Source organism: Mesorhizobium sp. M7A.F.Ca.CA.001.10.2.1, from assembly GCF_003998575.1.
Classification (GTDB): domain Bacteria; phylum Pseudomonadota; class Alphaproteobacteria; order Rhizobiales; family Rhizobiaceae; genus Mesorhizobium.
Genome location: NZ_RZQY01000079.1, coordinates 1 through 14,791, shown reverse-complemented (window position 1 = coordinate 14,791; position 14,791 = coordinate 1). Strand labels below are relative to the sequence as shown.

General features: G+C 62.8%; 18 protein-coding genes. 10 read left to right on the top strand and 8 right to left on the bottom strand.

Annotated elements, in window-relative coordinates; all coding sequences use genetic code 11:
• The 3 genes from EN964_RS07955 to EN964_RS07945 form a co-directional block, all read left to right on the top strand.
• Positions 1-546 (top strand): FtsX-like permease family protein (locus EN964_RS07955; RefSeq protein WP_127276287.1); only part of this gene is annotated, 546 nt, incomplete at its 5' end.
• A 228-nt stretch (positions 547-774) separates the two neighbouring features.
• On the top strand, positions 775-1,554 hold the full coding sequence (locus EN964_RS07950) for a Bax inhibitor-1/YccA family protein (protein WP_127271172.1): 780 nt from the start codon (positions 775-777) through the stop codon (positions 1,552-1,554).
• 106 nt (positions 1,555-1,660) lie between these two features.
• A complete protein-coding gene (locus tag EN964_RS07945; protein WP_127269005.1) occupies positions 1,661-2,233 on the top strand; it encodes a GNAT family N-acetyltransferase in 573 nt (190 codons plus the stop codon).
• A gap of 108 nt (positions 2,234-2,341) precedes the next feature.
• On the opposite strand, the gene EN964_RS07940 is transcribed toward EN964_RS07945, so the two are convergent.
• Positions 2,342-2,728 (bottom strand): DUF2794 domain-containing protein, encoded by a 387-nt coding sequence (locus EN964_RS07940; RefSeq protein WP_127269004.1) that lies wholly within the window; start codon positions 2,726-2,728, stop codon positions 2,342-2,344.
• Between the two features lie 607 nt (positions 2,729-3,335).
• Positions 3,336-4,136: a thioredoxin family protein gene (locus tag EN964_RS07935; RefSeq protein ID WP_127269003.1), complete on the bottom strand. Its 801-nt coding sequence runs from the start codon at positions 4,134-4,136 to the stop codon at positions 3,336-3,338.
• A 172-nt stretch (positions 4,137-4,308) separates the two neighbouring features.
• Here EN964_RS07935 and EN964_RS07930 point away from each other — a divergent pair, with 172 nt between their 5' ends.
• Positions 4,309-4,986, top strand: coding sequence for a ceramidase domain-containing protein (locus EN964_RS07930; RefSeq protein ID WP_127269002.1), 678 nt, complete (start codon positions 4,309-4,311; stop codon positions 4,984-4,986).
• 49 nt (positions 4,987-5,035) lie between these two features.
• Here EN964_RS07930 and acnA read toward each other — a convergent pair whose 3' ends face one another.
• On the bottom strand, positions 5,036-7,726 hold the full coding sequence (acnA, locus tag EN964_RS07925) for an aconitate hydratase AcnA (RefSeq protein ID WP_127276286.1): 2,691 nt from the start codon (positions 7,724-7,726) through the stop codon (positions 5,036-5,038).
• Positions 7,727-8,006: 280 nt separating this feature from the next.
• On the opposite strand from acnA, the gene ccmA reads away from it, so the two are divergent.
• The 4 genes from ccmA (at position 8,007) to EN964_RS07905 (ending at position 10,188) form a co-directional block, all read left to right on the top strand.
• Positions 8,007-8,630: a heme ABC exporter ATP-binding protein CcmA gene (gene ccmA, locus EN964_RS07920; protein ID WP_127268182.1), complete on the top strand. Its 624-nt coding sequence runs from the start codon at positions 8,007-8,009 to the stop codon at positions 8,628-8,630.
• Positions 8,631-8,655: 25 nt separating this feature from the next.
• The gene (ccmB, locus tag EN964_RS07915) at positions 8,656-9,321 is read left to right on the top strand and encodes a heme exporter protein CcmB (protein WP_127268183.1); all 666 of its coding nucleotides are present in this window, start codon (positions 8,656-8,658) and stop codon (positions 9,319-9,321) included.
• Positions 9,322-9,445: 124 nt separating this feature from the next.
• Positions 9,446-9,613, top strand: coding sequence for a heme exporter protein CcmD (ccmD, locus tag EN964_RS07910; RefSeq protein WP_127268184.1), 168 nt, complete (start codon positions 9,446-9,448; stop codon positions 9,611-9,613).
• A complete protein-coding gene (locus EN964_RS07905) occupies positions 9,610-10,188 on the top strand; it encodes a DsbE family thiol:disulfide interchange protein (RefSeq protein WP_127268185.1) in 579 nt (192 codons plus the stop codon). The genes ccmD and EN964_RS07905 overlap by 4 nt, the downstream gene beginning before the upstream one ends.
• A 157-nt stretch (positions 10,189-10,345) precedes the next feature.
• On the opposite strand, the gene EN964_RS07900 is transcribed toward EN964_RS07905, so the two are convergent.
• On the bottom strand, positions 10,346-10,513 hold the full coding sequence (locus EN964_RS07900) for a hypothetical protein (RefSeq protein WP_013528833.1): 168 nt from the start codon (positions 10,511-10,513) through the stop codon (positions 10,346-10,348).
• A 261-nt stretch (positions 10,514-10,774) separates the two neighbouring features.
• On the opposite strand from EN964_RS07900, the gene EN964_RS07895 reads away from it, so the two are divergent.
• Both EN964_RS07895 and EN964_RS07890 read left to right on the top strand, forming a co-directional pair.
• Positions 10,775-11,695: an SMP-30/gluconolactonase/LRE family protein gene (locus EN964_RS07895; RefSeq protein ID WP_127268186.1), complete on the top strand. Its 921-nt coding sequence runs from the start codon at positions 10,775-10,777 to the stop codon at positions 11,693-11,695.
• A gap of 91 nt (positions 11,696-11,786) precedes the next feature.
• Positions 11,787-11,993, top strand: a complete 207-nt coding sequence (locus EN964_RS07890; protein ID WP_127268187.1) for a 4-oxalocrotonate tautomerase family protein — start codon at positions 11,787-11,789, stop codon at positions 11,991-11,993.
• 25 nt (positions 11,994-12,018) lie between these two features.
• Here the strand turns inward: EN964_RS07890 and EN964_RS07885 are convergent, their stop codons facing one another.
• The 4 genes from EN964_RS07885 to ftsY form a co-directional block, all read right to left on the bottom strand.
• Positions 12,019-12,549, bottom strand: coding sequence for an NADPH-dependent FMN reductase (locus tag EN964_RS07885; RefSeq protein WP_127268188.1), 531 nt, complete (start codon positions 12,547-12,549; stop codon positions 12,019-12,021).
• Between the two features lie 36 nt (positions 12,550-12,585).
• Positions 12,586-13,206: a pyridoxamine 5'-phosphate oxidase family protein gene (locus EN964_RS07880; protein ID WP_127268189.1), complete on the bottom strand. Its 621-nt coding sequence runs from the start codon at positions 13,204-13,206 to the stop codon at positions 12,586-12,588.
• A gap of 95 nt (positions 13,207-13,301) precedes the next feature.
• Complete coding sequence (locus EN964_RS07875) at positions 13,302-13,976, bottom strand: septation protein A (protein WP_127268190.1); 675 nt, start codon at positions 13,974-13,976, stop codon at positions 13,302-13,304.
• Between the two features lie 61 nt (positions 13,977-14,037).
• The coding region (gene ftsY / locus EN964_RS07870; RefSeq protein ID WP_127276284.1) for a signal recognition particle-docking protein FtsY at positions 14,038-14,791 on the bottom strand (754 nt) is incomplete at its 5' end.

The following is a 14,791-nucleotide window of genomic DNA, read 5'->3' as shown; positions in this document are numbered from 1 at the left end:
GCGGGCGCCCCGCATGGCTGGATGGCGACGCTGACCGAAAAGAGTACCTCGACGGCCGACGACGCCCGCATCCTCAACGCCGTCACCCGCGCCTTCCCGGCGGTGACGACGGTGCGGGTCAAGGACGCGCTCGATGTCGTCAACCGGCTGGTCGGACAGCTCGGCTCGGCGATCCGAGCCGCGGCCGGCGTGGCGCTGATCGCTTCGGTGCTGGTGCTGGCCGGCGCGCTCGCCGCCGGCAACCGGGCGCGCATCCATGATGCGGTGGTGCTGAAGACGCTGGGGGCGACACGCACGACGCTGATATCGGCCTTCTCGCTCGAATACATGCTGATCGGACTGGCCACCGCCATCTTCGCGCTGGCGGCGGGCAGTGCGGCGGCCTGGTTCGTCGTCGCGCGCATCATGACATTGCCGTCGCATTTCATGCCCGAGGTGGCAGTGGCGACCATTCTGTTTTCGCTGGTGATCACGGTCGGCATTGGTCTTGCCGGCACCTGGCGGGTGCTCGGCCACAAGGCAGCACCGGTGCTGCGCAATTTGTGACGACAGGCCCGGAAATGGGCATCCTGGATTAAATCTTGGTAAGAAAGCCCTCCGAAAAGCCGAAGAATCGGCACTTCGCCCTGTCACGAACCGTTACATCCGGTTACGGACTTGTTCTTGACGCGAATAACCATCATATTTCGCCACAGGCATGCTGGAGCCCTGCCAGCGGCGCCTGGGTCCGGAAGGACCTGACACCCGACGGGGCAGAAGCAATAGAGGACTACAATGGCTGATCCCATTCGCAACTACCAGACGCGCGCCGTGCCCGGCGTCAGCGTCGGTGCCGACATCGATCAGGGCCTGCGCGCCTATATGATCAGGGTCTACAATCTGATGGGGCTTGGCCTCCTCATCACTGGTCTTGCCGCGATCGGCACGATCATGCTGGCCACCACCACCGATCCGGCTTCGGCTGTCGCGACGCTGCCAAGCGGCGAGATGCTGACCTCCTTCGGCTACGCGATCTTCGGCTCGCCGCTGCGCTGGGTGGTGATGCTGGCGCCGCTGGCTGCCGTGCTGTTCCTGTCGTTCCGCGTTCAGTCGATGAGCGTTTCGGCGGCGCAGACGACGTTCTGGGTCTATGCCGGTCTCGTCGGCCTGTCGCTGTCTTCGATCTTCCTGGTCTACACCACGGCCAGCATCTCACAGACCTTCTTCGCCACGGCCGCCGCCTTCGGTGCGCTGTCGCTGTTCGGCTACACCACCAAGCGCGACCTGACGGCGATGGGCTCGTTCCTGATCATGGGCGTGTTCGGCATCATCATCGCGTCGGTGATCAATATCTTCCTGCAGTCGTCGGCGCTGTCCTTTGCCGTGTCGGCGATCGGCGTGCTGGTCTTCGCGGGCCTGACCGCCTATGACACGCAGAAGATCAAGGAGATGTATTTCGAGGGCGACACTTCCGACGTCGCCGGCCGCAAGGCGATCATGGGCGCTCTGACGCTCTATCTCGACTTCATCAACCTGTTCATGTTCCTGCTGCAGTTCATGGGCGACCGCCGCTAAAGCGGCATTGGACCATCAACTTCCGGAAGGGCGGCCCAACGGCCGCCCTTTTCTTTTGTCTTGGCCTTTGCTGTTATTGCGAGCAGAGAAACGGCATGCATAAACAATGAGCAATATTGCGATCCGGCCTGCCACGGTGGCCGACCTCGACAGCGTCACGGACATCTATGCCGATGCGGTGACCCAAGGCACGGCGAGCTATGAGCTGGAGCCGCCGAGCCGTGCGGAGATGGGTGTTCGATTCGACAGCCTGACGGCCGGCGGCTTTCCTTACCTGGTGGCGGAGAAGGACGGGACCGTTCTCGGCTACGCCTATGCCGGCGCCTTCCGGCCACGCCCGGCCTATCGCTTCATCGTCGAGGATTCGGTCTATGTCGCGCCCGAGGCCAAGGGCCAGGGCGTCGGGCTCAAGCTGATGCAAAGCCTGATCGAGGCAGTGACGACGGCGGGCTTTCGCCAGATCATCGCGGTGATCGGCGATGGCCGTCCCGACAGCGCCTCGGTGCGGTTGCACGAAAAGCTCGGCTTTCGCCATTCGGGACGCCTTGAAGGTTCCGGCTACAAGCATGGGCGCTGGCTGGACACGGTGTTCATGCAGCTGTCGCTGAATGGCGGTGCGACGCTGCCGCCCGATCCCGAATCGCTGCCGGAGCGGAAGTTTCGCCTTAGGGGGAACTGAAGAATTGAAGAATTGAAGAATTGAAGAAGATAGCGTCAGGCGCCGAGTGCCTTTTCATCAATTAATCAATTCTCCAGCTCTTCAATTCCCCTGCTCTAATTCCCCAGCTCAGGCTTCGACCAGCTTCAGCTTGCTGTCGAACACACCAAGCACGCGGCCAAGTTCCTGACCACGCTTCAAGATGCGGCCGCCGGCGGCGATGACGGCAAAAGCGCCCTGCTTGCGGGCCAGTTTCGGATCCTTGACGATCTGGAACAGCGGCACTTCGCTGGTGCGGCGGAATACGGAAAACACAGCGCGGTCCGCAAGATGGTCGATGGCGTAGTCGCGCCATTCATTGGCGGCGACCATGCGGCCGTAGAGCCTGAGGATCTGGTCCAACTCGCGGCGGTCGAACCGCACCGGCTGATCGAGACGTTCGCGTCGCGCCTCGTGCAGCGGGATCAATATCGCGGATGCGTCCCCATCCCCCGTCCCGCCGCTGTCATCGGTCATGCCTCGATCCTTCAAAATGAATCTTTGCCAACCAAAGTTGGCGTGTTCGCGACTGAATTGCAAGGCCCGGCGAACCAAGCCCCGCGCCGCGCTGTTTCCGTCACGTCCAGTCACTTTTATGAAACGCCGTGTTGGAATTGGTGATGTTCCGCCACATTTCTGCCTTTTTTTATCCGCGCTCATGCCCCAATGTCCGACGAATTTACCGGTGTTGCCTGAGACGGTTCGGTCCGGCACCGGCTCGTAAACCCCAAGCCCCCCGCCCACGGGTCTGCGTCGGATCGAACCAACCTCGGTTCTTCTTCGGAAGAATCGGGTGCGACGATCCCAAAACCTAAATGACCGACGTCAGAAGCAAGCTGACGTCGGTTTTTTATTGGGTGAGAAGCGGTTCGCGCAGCGAACGAAAAGCCAATTGCTTGGCTTTTCGAGCTTCGAACGCCCTGAGCCTGCGAAGGGCCGGGCGTGGTTAGTCGATCCACCCTGCCGGGTCCGCGCTGCTTCGCAGCGTCCCGGCGTTCGCCGGCCTTCATCGTGCCACCGGCACGATGAATTCGCCTTCGACGAACCGGCTGCTCGCCCCACAAGGGGAGAAGGAAAGAAGGCCTTAAGGCTTGTGGATGAACGCGGCGCCGAGAATGGGACCGGGCATGCCGTCCTTGCCGACCGACTGCAGCAGCACGGCGCAGCCGCCCTTTTTGGCAATCTCGCTCATCGGCAGTTCGTAGCGTTGTGCCTTGCCATGCCACATGCCGGCGGTCTGTATCCCGGTGACGGCGTTCCAGTAGGTCATCTTGCGGCCGGTGTTCTCGCCCTCGCCGACCTTGACCGTCTGCGGCGGGTCGAAATAGACGATGACGACATGGGCGTCGCTGGGGCCGTTGCCGGCATCGCCGGCGTCGATCGTCACACGGTCGCTGGTGCGGCTGACCTTGACGGCGACGCGCATGCCTTCGCCGCTCTTGGCCATGCGGGCGAGCGCGCCATCGACCTCGCCGCGGCTGGCACCGTTGACGTGGACACGGCCATTGATAACGGCCTGCGGCGTATAGACGGAGCGGCTGCCGAAGGCGCGCATGTAGTCGTATTGCCGCTCGGTGTTCTCCTTGCGGCCCAGCGTATCCTGCCAGCCGAGATAGTCCCAATAGTCGACGTGATAAGCGAGCGCGACGATATCTTCCTTGGCGGCAAGTTCGGAGAACAGCGTATCGGCCGGCGGGCAGGAACTGCAGCCCTGGCTGGTGAACAGTTCGACCACGCCCAATGGCCTGTCGATCTGGGGCCTGTCGATCTGGACCCGGTCGGCATGGGCGCGATCGGATTCGCCGGCATGCCCGGCGCCGGCAGACGCCGAGAAGGCCAGCGCAAGAGCTGCCAGCCACAATGATTTTCGCGAGGCCATGGCCATTCCGATTCCCGCCGGTGGTGCCGGCTTTATCTTGATTGCTAAAATATGTGGCAGAACCGGAAGTCAACGGGAAGTCACGTTGCGGTGAAATTTTGCCATTGCAGCCGACCGCAACCCCGCAATAGGAAGGATCTGCGCTTCAGGATAGAAACCGATTCGGGCGGCAATCACGATGTGGCAAACGTTTTTGGCGCCAGTCGACCTCTATTGCGAGCGGACCGGCCCGGAATTCTGGTCCGAACCGGTAAACGCCCTGACCAACCTCGCCTTCATCGCCGCCGGCCTGTGGGGCGTGCGCGAGGTACGAAGGCTGGGCACCGGCGCCTTCGCCGAGGTGCTGGCCTGGTGGGTGGTGGCGATCGGCATCGGTTCGACGATCTTCCACACCTTTGCCACCAAGGGCACAGTCTGGGCCGACGTGCTGCCGATCGCCGGCTTCACGCTGGCCTACACGCTGTTCAATCTGCGCCGCTTCCTCGGCATGCGATGGGGCAAGGCCATTGCCATCTTCATTGCCTTCTATGTGCTTGCCGGGGCGATAACCCTTGCCGTGCCTGACTGGCTGCGCCAGGCGTCGAACGGTACGACGGGCTATCTGCCGCCGTTCCTGGCGCTCGCCTTCTTCGGTGTCTGGGTGACGGTGAGCGGCAATCGCGCCGGCTGGTATAATCTGGCGGGATCGGCGATCTTCGTCGTGTCCGTCATCTGCCGGATGATCGACCCGGTGATCTGCGGCAGCTTTCCGCTCGGAACGCACTTCCTCTGGCACATCCTCAACGGCGTGATGCTCGGCGTGCTTTTGGCGGCAGCGGCGCGGTTTGGGAAGCCTAAGGTAGGCAGTAGGCAGTAGGCAGTAGGCAGTAGGGGTCTCTATTCCCTACTGCCTAGTCCCCTATTCCCTAAGCTGCAAGATCGCGCAGCACGTATTGCAGGATGCCGCCGTTCTTGAAGTAATCGAGCTCATCCAGCGTATCGATGCGGCAGATGATCGGCACGTTCTTCACCGTGCCGTCGCCATAGGTGACCTTGGCGATCATCGTCTGGCGCGGTTTGATGGTGCTCAAGCCGTCGATCTCGACCAGCTCGTCTCCCTTGAGGTTGAGCGATGCCCATGAGGTGCCTTCCTCGAAGACGAAGGGAATGACGCCCATGCCGACCAGGTTCGAGCGATGGATGCGCTCGAAGGACTGGGCGATGACCGCGCGGACACCAAGGAGATTGGTTCCCTTGGCCGCCCAGTCGCGCGACGAGCCGTTGCCGTATTCGACGCCGGCGAAGACAACCAGCGGCACGCCTTCCCTTTTGTATTCCATCGCCGCGTCGTAGATCGATTCCTCTTCCTTCGACGGGTAGTGGATGGTGTAGCCGCCCTCGCGGCCATTCTCGCCCAGCATGTGGTTGCGGATGCGGATGTTGGCGAAGGTGCCGCGCATCATCACCTCGTGGTTGCCGCGCCGCGTGCCGTACTGGTTGAAGTCGGCGACGCCGACGCCGTGGTCGGTGAGGTATTTGCCGGCCGGCGAGGCCGCCTTGATCGATCCGGCCGGCGAAATGTGGTCGGTGGTGATCTTGTCGCCGAACAGGCCGAGCACGCGGGCGCCCTTGATATCGCCGATCTTGCCGAAACCTGACGTCATGCCGGCGAAATAGGGCGGGTTCTGCACATAGGTCGAGTTGTCGTCCCACGCATAGGTCTGGCCTTCCGGCGCCTTGACGTTCTGCCAGTACTCGTCGCCTTTGAAGACATCGGCATATTTGCGGGCGAACAGCTCGCGGGTGACGTTCTTCTCGATGAACTCCTGGATTTCGGCCGAGCTCGGCCAGATATCCTTGAGGTAGACCGGCTCGCCGTTCTTGTCCTCGCCTAGCGGCTCGGTGGTCAGGTCCTTTGTGACGGTGCCGGCCAGCGCATGCGCGACGACCAGCGGCGGCGACGCCAGATAGTTGGCCTGCACGTCGGGCGAGACGCGGCCTTCGAAGTTGCGGTTGCCGGACAAGACCGCGGCAGCGATCAGGCCCTTGTCGTTGATGGTCTTCGAGATCGGCGCCGGCAGCGGCCCGGAATTGCCGATGCAGGTGGTGCAGCCGAAGCCGACCAGGTTGAAGCCGATCTGATCGAGTTCCTTCTGCAGGCCGGATTTCTCCAGATACTCGGCCACCACCTGGCTGCCCGGCGCCAGCGAGGTCTTCACCCACGGCTTCTGCTTCAAACCGAGGCGGTTGGCGTTGCGGGCCAGGAGGCCGGCGCCGATCAGCACGCTCGGGTTCGAGGGGTTGGTGCACGAAGTGATGGCGGCAATGACGACATCGCCGTGACCGAGATCATGGTCGGTGCCTTCGACTGCGTAGCGCTTGGAGATTTCGGCGGCCTTCTTGTATTCGGTCTCCATCGCCTTGGCGAAACCTTCCGGAATGCCTTCAAGGGCGACGCGGCCCTCGGGCCGCTTGGGTCCGGCCATCGACGGCACGACGGAGCCAAGTTCCAGCTCGAGCAGATCGGTGAACACCGGATCGGTCGAGCCGGTCTCACGCCACATTCCTTGAGCTTTGGCATAGGCCTCGACCAGCGCGATGCGGTCCTCGCTGCGGCCGGACATTGTGAGGTAGCGGATGGTTTCCGAGTCGACGGGGAAGAAGCCGCAGGTGGCGCCATATTCGGGCGCCATGTTGCCGATGGTGGCGCGGTCGGCCAGCGTCATGTTGGAGAGGCCCGGCCCGAAGAACTCGACGAACTTGCCGACGACGCCCTTCTTGCGCAGCATCTGGGTGACGGTGAGCACGAGGTCGGTGGCGGTGACGCCCTCTTTGAGCTTGCCGGTGAGGCGGAAGCCGATCACCTCAGGCAAAAGCATGGAGACAGGCTGGCCGAGCATGGCCGCCTCGGCCTCGATGCCGCCGACGCCCCAGCCGAGCACGCCAAGGCCATTGATCATGGTGGTGTGCGAATCGGTGCCGACGCAGGTGTCGGGATAGGCTGTCGTTTCGCCGTCCTCGGTGTTGGTCCACACCACCTGGCCGAGATATTCGAGGTTGACCTGATGGCAGATGCCGGTGCCGGGCGGCACGACGCGGAAGTTGCGGAATGCCTGCTGGCCCCATTTCAGGAATTTGTAGCGCTCCTCGTTGCGCTCATATTCCAGCTCGACATTGCGGGCGAAGGCCATCGGCGTGCCGAATTCGTCGACGATGACGGAATGGTCGATGACGAGGTCGACCGGCACCAGCGGGTTGATCTTCTGCGGATCGCCGCCGAGCGAGGCCATGGCGTCGCGCATCGCGGCAAGGTCGACCACGGCCGGAACGCCGGTGAAATCCTGCATCAGCACGCGGGCCGGGCGATAGGCGATCTCGACGCCGGCGGTGCCCTTGTCGGTCAGCCAGCCGGCCACCGCCTGGATCGATTCCTTGGTGACGGAGCGGCCGTCTTCGTTGCGCAGCAGGTTTTCCAGCAGCACCTTCATCGAATAGGGCAGCTGCGAGATGCCGGTGAGGCCGTTCTTCTCGGCCTCGATGAGGTCGAAATAGGCATACTCCGCGCCGCCTGCGGTCAGCGTGCGGCGGCAATTGAAACTGTCGAGGGATTTTGACACGTGCGATCCTTGTCTGTTCAGCCTGAAAGGGAACGGACGCCGATGGCATGCAATCACGCGCAAAGGTGCGGGTACGGCCATTTCCGCTGTCCGTTCCCAAGCAACCCGAGCCGTTCAAGGCGGCGCGTGCGCTGGTTCGGCGCTAATTCTGTTCCCGTGCCGACCGCTGGCACGGATGCACCGCATATAGAGAATTTTCTGGAATAGTTCTAGACAGTTGGAAAGCAAATTTGTGCGATGCGGCAGCGGCCGCGACACATGGTTTCAGGGCAGGCGAGGAATGCGGCTGATCGCCGAAAATCTGGGCGGCGAGCGAGGCGGCGAGGCGGTGTTTTCCGGCATCGATTTTGCCTTGGAGGAGTGTCAGGCGCTCATCGTCACCGGGCCGAACGGATCGGGCAAGTCGACCTTGCTGCGAGTCATCGCCGGGCTGCTGCCGGTGGCGCAAGGCAGCGTGAGGATCGAGGGTACCATGAAGATTGAAGACGGGGACGAAGCGTTCCCGTCTGTTGCCTCGGCCTGTCACTACCTTGGCCACCAGAACGCAATGAAGCCGGCGCTCAGCGTGGCGGAGAATTTGCGCTTCTGGCGCGACTTCAACGGCGACGGACAGCTCGGCGTCGAAGAGGCGCTGGAAACGGTCGGGCTCGGCGGCATCGGCCACCTGCCGTTCGGCTATCTATCGACCGGGCAACGCCGGCGCGCGGCGATCGCGAAACTGCTGGTCAGCCACCGGCCATTGTGGTTGCTGGATGAGCCGACAGCAGGGCTGGACAAGGCGTCGGAGGCGCGGTTTGCGGGGTTGATGGCCAAGCATTGCACGGATGGCGGGATGATTGTCGCGGCGACGCATCTGCCGCTGGGGATCGAGGGGACGGAGTTGAGGATCGGGGGAACTGGTTGATGATGGCGCGCGAGCATCTCATACCATGCTAGCGCTCTTCCTGCGCGACATCCGCCTCAACATCCGTGCCGGCGGCGGGGCGCTGACCGGGGTCATCTTCTTCCTCGCCGTCATCGCCACCATCCCGTTCGGAGTAGGGCCAGACCTGAAGCTGCTGGCCCGCATCGGACCGGCCATCCTGTGGATCGGCGCGCTGCTGTCCTGCCTGCTCGGCCTCGACCGGCTGTTCCAGGCCGACCGCGAGGACGGCTCGCTCGATCTCCTGGTGCTCGGCAATGATCGCCATATGCTGGCCTTGACGGTGCTGGTGAAATGCCTGGCGCATTGGGCGGGCAGCGTGCTGCCGCTGGTCATCGCCGCGCCCCTGCTCGGCCTGTTCATGAACATGGAGCCGCTCGGCATCGGCGCCACGTCGCTGACGCTGCTGGTCGGCACCCCGGCAATCACGTTCATCGGCGCCGCCGGTGCTGCGGTGGCAGTGGCGCTGCCGCGTGGCGGGCTGCTGATCTCGGTACTGGTGCTGCCGCTGACCATTCCGGTGCTGATCTTCGGTGTTTCGGCGAGCTATGGGGCGACCGCCAATCCCGATCCGTTTCTGCAGCCCTTCCTCATTCTTGCCGCGCTGACCCTGTTTCTTGGCGTGCTGGGCCCGGTCTCGGCGGCGCTGGCGCTGCGGCATGGAACGGATTGATGTGGCGTATGACTGCGGCGCGGCGACCGATTGCGAAGCCGACGGAGCGAGGCTAAGGGAAAGGCATGTCTAGACTGGGCGACATGATCGGCTTGGAAGCCCCCACTTCAGCGAGGCCCGTCGCATGAGCGCGCATGCACTCTACGTGACCGCCGCCTATGGCATTACGGCCGTGGTGCTGGCCGGATTGATCGGCTGGATCCTGCTCGACCAGCGGGCGCGCAAGCGCGAACTCGCCGAACTGGAGGCATCCGGCGTGCGGCGGCGCTCCGACAAGGCGGCAAAGCCATGACCACAGAAACGGAAACGCCACCCCCACGCACTCGTCGCCTGTTCGTGCTGTTGCCGCTGCTGATCTTCCTCGGCCTGGCCGGACTCTTCCTGTCGCAGCTGCTGTCGGGGCGCGATGCTTCGGAAGTGCCATCGGCCCTGATCGGCCTGCCGGCGCCGCAAACCAGCCTGCCTGCGCTGGAGGGGTCAAACCTGCCGGGGCTCGATTCGAAAACCTTCGCCGGCAAGGTCACATTGGTCAACGTCTTCGCGTCGTGGTGCGCGCCATGCCGCGAAGAGCACCCGGTGCTTCTGGCGCTGTCGCAGGATAAGCGTTTCACCATGGCGGCGCTGAACTACAAGGACCGGCCGGAAAATGCACGCCGGTTCCTCGGCGATCTCGGCAATCCGTTCCAGGCGATAGGGGTTGACGAAGCGGGCCGCGCGGCGATCGACTGGGGCGTCTACGGCGTGCCGGAGACCTTCGTCATCGGCAAGGACGGCAAGATCGCCTACAAGCATGTCGGCCCGCTGACGCCCGAGACGGCGAGGGATCTCTTGCTGCCACAGATCGACAAGGCGCTGGCGGCACGTTGATATTCAGGTGATGCCGGGCTGCAAACGGCGGCTTCCTGCGCTTCCGGTGCTCACGTACTTAAGTACGCTCCGCTCCGGTTCTCGGAAACCACCGTTTTCGTCTCGGCCTGACCTGAATCTCAACGCACCTTGGCGGTGCGTCTTATCGGACTCGAGATCAGCCGTAGATCTGCTTGTGGATCTGGTAGAGCATTTCCGAGCGGTCGGCGCGCATGTCGGCCAGATCGCGGCTGGAAAAGCTGTCGATTTCGGCGACAAGGCGGTTGTAGTGCTTGCGCTTGGCAATGCTGTTGCGAGCGCGGGTCATGAGACTGTCGAGGATCATAGCAAGGTTCCTTTTTTGGCGCCGCGTTTCGGCGGCGGTTTCTTCCTCCCTTGATCGATACGAAGCATGACATAGTAATGGTGCATTGCAAAAAGAAGATGTTGCAATGCACCATTGCGCTGGACGCATAGCCGGTTAATACGGCGCTAACGTCATGCGCAGAGCCGGCAAGCGATCTTTTGCATGACACTGTGCGTACCCACATTGCCTTCTGTCCCTCCGGCTGGCTTGATCCGGTGTCATTGATGCCGGGAGGAAAGCATGGCGGCCGCAGACTATTATGAAATTCTCGATCCGCGCTTCGCGCGCCTGTTCAACGGCAACGCGCAGGTCGAGAAGCTGTTCACCGGATGCCAGTGGGCGGAGGGGCCGGCCTGGTTCGCCGCCGGCCGCTATGTCGTCTGGTCCGACATCCCCAACAACCGCATGCTGCGTTATGACGAAACCGACGGCAATGTCAGCGTCTTCCGCCAGCCGTCCGGCAATTCGAACGGCAACAGCGTCGACCGGCAGGGCCGGCTGATCACCTGCGAGCATTCGGGCCGCCGTGTCAGCCGCACCGAGTTCGACGGCTCGGTCACCACGATCGCGTCCAAATGGAAGGGCAAGCGGCTGAATTCGCCCAACGACGCGGTGGTGAAATCCGACGGCTCGATCTGGTTCACCGATCCGAGCTACGGCATCGATACGGATTATGAGGGCGACAGGGCCGAGAGCGAAATCGGCGCCTGCCATGTCTACCGGGTCGATCCCGGCACGGGCGAGGTCGAAGCCGTCATCACCGACATGGTCCGGCCCAACGGCCTGGCTTTCTCGCTCGACGAGAGCAAGCTTTATGTCGTCGATACCGGCCGCACGCATGGCGCGCAGAATCCGGCGCATATGCGGGTTTTCAATGTCGGCAAGGGCGGCAAGAAGGTTTCGGGCGAGAAAATCTTTGCCGACTGCACGGCCGGCCTGTTCGACGGCTTCAGGCTCGACGAGGACGGCCGCATCTGGACGAGTGCCGCCGACGGCATCCATTGCTACGATCCGGACGGCACGCTGATCGGCAAGGTCAAGGTGCCGGAAGTCACCGCCAACTGCGTGTTCGGCGGCAACAAGCTGAATTGCCTCTATATCGCCGGCACCACGTCGCTCTACATGGTGCGGCTGATGGTCAACGGCGCCAAGACATACTGAGACTGGAGCACTGGCTGAGACTGGAGCACTGGCGGCCGTTCGACGGTTTCATCGAAGCGGGTCGCGAGCACGAACATCCCGGGAGGACAAAATGCCATTCGTCAACATCCGCATCGTCAAGGAAGTGATATCAGCCGATCCGGCGGGCAAGAAGGCGGACATCGCCAAAAAGGTGACGGCGGCCATCATGGACGCCACCGGGCTGAGCAACGACGATGTCTGGGTGGTTTTTGAAGAGATCAACGCGCGCGATTGGTACGTTGGGAAGACTGATGTGGAGACGCTGCGAAAGGGCTAGCTCGAAGGTCTGGGGTGGCCGCCGCTCAACGCGAGCGGATAAACTCCGCGAAGGCATTCAGCGCATCATGCATCGCCTGCCGGTTCCCCGGCTCGTCGAGGATGCCCTCCACCTCCGGTGGCTTCTTGCCGAGCAGGGCAATCTCCAGCACGTCGTCGCAAAGTGCGAACGACATGGTGCGCATGATCTCGGCCAGTGCGGCGCGGGCGAACAGCGAGCGCGGCGAGGCGTGTGCCAGCATGGCGGGCTTGGCGACAGCGGCATCGCGCGAGACCAGCCAGTCGAGGGCGTTCTTCAGCCCGCCCGGTACGCCATGGGCATATTCCGGACAGGAGACGATCACGCCGTCGGCTCGGCTGACGGCATCGATCAGTTCGGAGGCTTCGAGCGGCGTCCGCTCGCCCTCGTCGTCGGGATTGAAGATCGGCAGACAGCCAAGCCCGTCATAGACGCTGACGCGGCAGCCGGGCAGTGCGTTGCGCGCCAGTGCTGCGATCAGGGCCGAATTGGTGGAAGCCGCGCGCAGGCTTCCGGAAATGGCAAGGATGTTCAGCAAGATGGACCAGTCAGGACGAATCGTGGGTCGAAAAACCTACCACATCGTCTTCTTGTATTCCTCGTCGAGCCAGCGATCGGTCGCCTCGGCGGAATCGGCAACCGCCAGCTGATCGCGCATGATCTGGCCGAGCGTCGGCAGCGTCGCGCGGTCGTACCAGGTTTCCGGCTTCCACAAATCCGAGCGCATGAAGGCTTTTGCGCAGTGCATGTAGGCGGCCTTGACGCTGACCACGACGACGCTTTGCGGCTCCCTGCCGTCGACGGCGAGCCGTTCGCGCAAATTTGCGTCGACGGTGATGCGGGCATCGCCGTTGACGCGCAGCGTCTCGTTCATGCCGGGAATGAGGAAGAGCAGCCCGACCGAGGGATTGAGGAGGATGTTCTCCAGCGTGTCGAGCCGGTTGTTGCCGGGCCGGTCGGGAATGGCGATGGTGGTGTCGTCGAGAACGGTGGCAAAGCCCGGCTTGTCGCCCTTCGGCGTCACGTCGGCGTTGCCGGCACCGTCGGACGAGCCGATCAGCACGAACGGGCTCTTGCCGATGAAGGAGCGGCAATGGCCGTCAAGTTTTTTCAGCTCCTTGCGGATAGAACCGTCGGTTGGCCGTGGCGTCTTGTAGATCGTCCTCAACTGGTCGTGCGTGGTGATGAATTCCATGTCCCTCTCCCCAGAACGGTTCATTGTCTCACGAACGCAGAACCGCTGTTTCCCTTTGTTTTGACGCAGCTCCGGACACTTTTCTTGGAGTTGCTCTATTTCCCGGCCTTCTCTTCTTTGCCGGCCTTGTCCTCGAGTGAATGACGCAGGATCAGCGGCATCTGGCTGAAGGTGAATAGAAGCGTGATCGGCATGATGCCCCAGACCTTGAAAGTAACCCAGGCGTCGGTGGAAAAATTGCGCCACACCACCTCATTGACGATGGCCAGGAACAGGAAGAACAGGCCCCAGCGGAAGGTCAGTTTCCGCCAGCCATCGGCGTCGAGGCTGAAGGCTGAATCGAAGACATAGCCAAGCAGCGACTTGCCGAAGTAGAGGCCGCCGAGCAGCACGCCGCCGAACAGCGTGTTGACGATGGTCGGCTTCATCTTGATGAAGATGTCGTCCTGCAGATAGAGCGTCAGCGCGCCGAAGATGAAGACGACGACGCCCGACACCATCGGCATGATCGGCAAGGTGCGGGTGAGCAGCCACGAGGCGATCAGCGCGATTGCCGTGGCGGCCATGAACAGCCCGGTGGCAACGAAGATCGGCCCGCCGAACTCGGCCAGAACAGGGAATTTCTGCACCAGCCATCCGCTGCGCGCATTGGCGAAGAAGAACACCATCAACGGCCCAAGCTCGAGCACCAGCTTGAGCAGCGGATTGACGCCTTCCTTCTTCTGCTTCTGCGGGTCCGACGGATCGCGTTCGAGAATGGGTGGGTTCATGGAATCTCTTTCTTGCGCATGATCTGATCCAAAAAGTCTGCACCTTTTTGGGACATGCTTGTTAGGCTACTCCAGCGATCGCCCTGGCGAATTCGCTTGCTGAGAACGGTTCGAGGTCGTCGACCTGTTCGCCGACGCCGATGAAATAAACCGGCAATTTGTGTTTTGCCGCGATCGCCACCAGAATACCGCCGCGTGCCGTGCCGTCCAGCTTGGTCATCACCAGGCCGTTGACGCCGGCGATATTGCGGAAGATCTCGACCTGGTTGAGCGCGTTCTGGCCGGTGGTGGCGTCGACCGTCTGCAGCACGGTGTGCGGTGCTTCCGGATCGAGTTTGCCCAGCACGCGAACGATCTTTTCGAGCTCGGCCATCAGTTCGGTCTTGTTCTGCAGGCGGCCGGCGGTGTCGATGATCAGCACGTCGGAACCGGCTTCCCTGGCCTTCTCGAAGGCGTCATAGGCGAGCCCTGCGGCATCGGCGCCGATCTTGGAGGCGATGACCGGCGATTTCGTCCGCTCGCCCCAGATCTTCAGCTGCTCGATCGCAGCGGCGCGGAAGGTGTCGCCGGCGGCGAGCATCACCGACAGGCCGCCATCGGTGAGCTTGGCGGCGAGCTTACCGATCGTGGTGGTCTTGCCGGTGCCGTTGACGCCGACCACCAGGATGACATGCGGCTTGTGCGAGAGATCGAGCTCCAGCGGCATGGCGACATGGGTCAGCACTTTTTCCACCTCGGCCGCCATGATGGCGCGGACCTCGGTGTCGGAGACGTCCTTGCCGTAGCGGCTGGCGGCCAGCGCGTCGGTAACGCGC

Bases quoted from the DNA above. Each gene is read 5' to 3' on its own strand.
- EN964_RS07935 (WP_127269003.1), bottom strand. From the start codon at position 4,136: ATGGCCATGGCCTCGCGAAAATCATTGTGGCTGGCAGCTCTTGCGCTG.
- ccmD (WP_127268184.1), top strand. From the start codon at position 9,446: ATGAGCGCGCATGCACTCTACGTGACCGCCGCCTATGGCATTACGGCC.
- EN964_RS07875 (WP_127268190.1), bottom strand. From the start codon at position 13,976: ATGAACCCACCCATTCTCGAACGCGATCCGTCGGACCCGCAGAAGCAG.
- EN964_RS07905 (WP_127268185.1), top strand. From the start codon at position 9,610: ATGACCACAGAAACGGAAACGCCACCCCCACGCACTCGTCGCCTGTTC.
- EN964_RS07895 (WP_127268186.1), top strand. From the start codon at position 10,775: ATGGCGGCCGCAGACTATTATGAAATTCTCGATCCGCGCTTCGCGCGC.
- ccmA (WP_127268182.1), top strand. From the start codon at position 8,007: ATGCGGCTGATCGCCGAAAATCTGGGCGGCGAGCGAGGCGGCGAGGCG.
- EN964_RS07900 (WP_013528833.1), bottom strand. From the start codon at position 10,513: ATGATCCTCGACAGTCTCATGACCCGCGCTCGCAACAGCATTGCCAAG.
- EN964_RS07930 (WP_127269002.1), top strand. From the start codon at position 4,309: ATGTGGCAAACGTTTTTGGCGCCAGTCGACCTCTATTGCGAGCGGACC.
- EN964_RS07945 (WP_127269005.1), top strand. From the start codon at position 1,661: ATGAGCAATATTGCGATCCGGCCTGCCACGGTGGCCGACCTCGACAGC.
- ccmB (WP_127268183.1), top strand. From the start codon at position 8,656: ATGCTAGCGCTCTTCCTGCGCGACATCCGCCTCAACATCCGTGCCGGC.
- EN964_RS07880 (WP_127268189.1), bottom strand. From the start codon at position 13,206: ATGGAATTCATCACCACGCACGACCAGTTGAGGACGATCTACAAGACG.
- EN964_RS07950 (WP_127271172.1), top strand. From the start codon at position 775: ATGGCTGATCCCATTCGCAACTACCAGACGCGCGCCGTGCCCGGCGTC.
- EN964_RS07940 (WP_127269004.1), bottom strand. From the start codon at position 2,728: ATGACCGATGACAGCGGCGGGACGGGGGATGGGGACGCATCCGCGATA.
- EN964_RS07890 (WP_127268187.1), top strand. From the start codon at position 11,787: ATGCCATTCGTCAACATCCGCATCGTCAAGGAAGTGATATCAGCCGAT.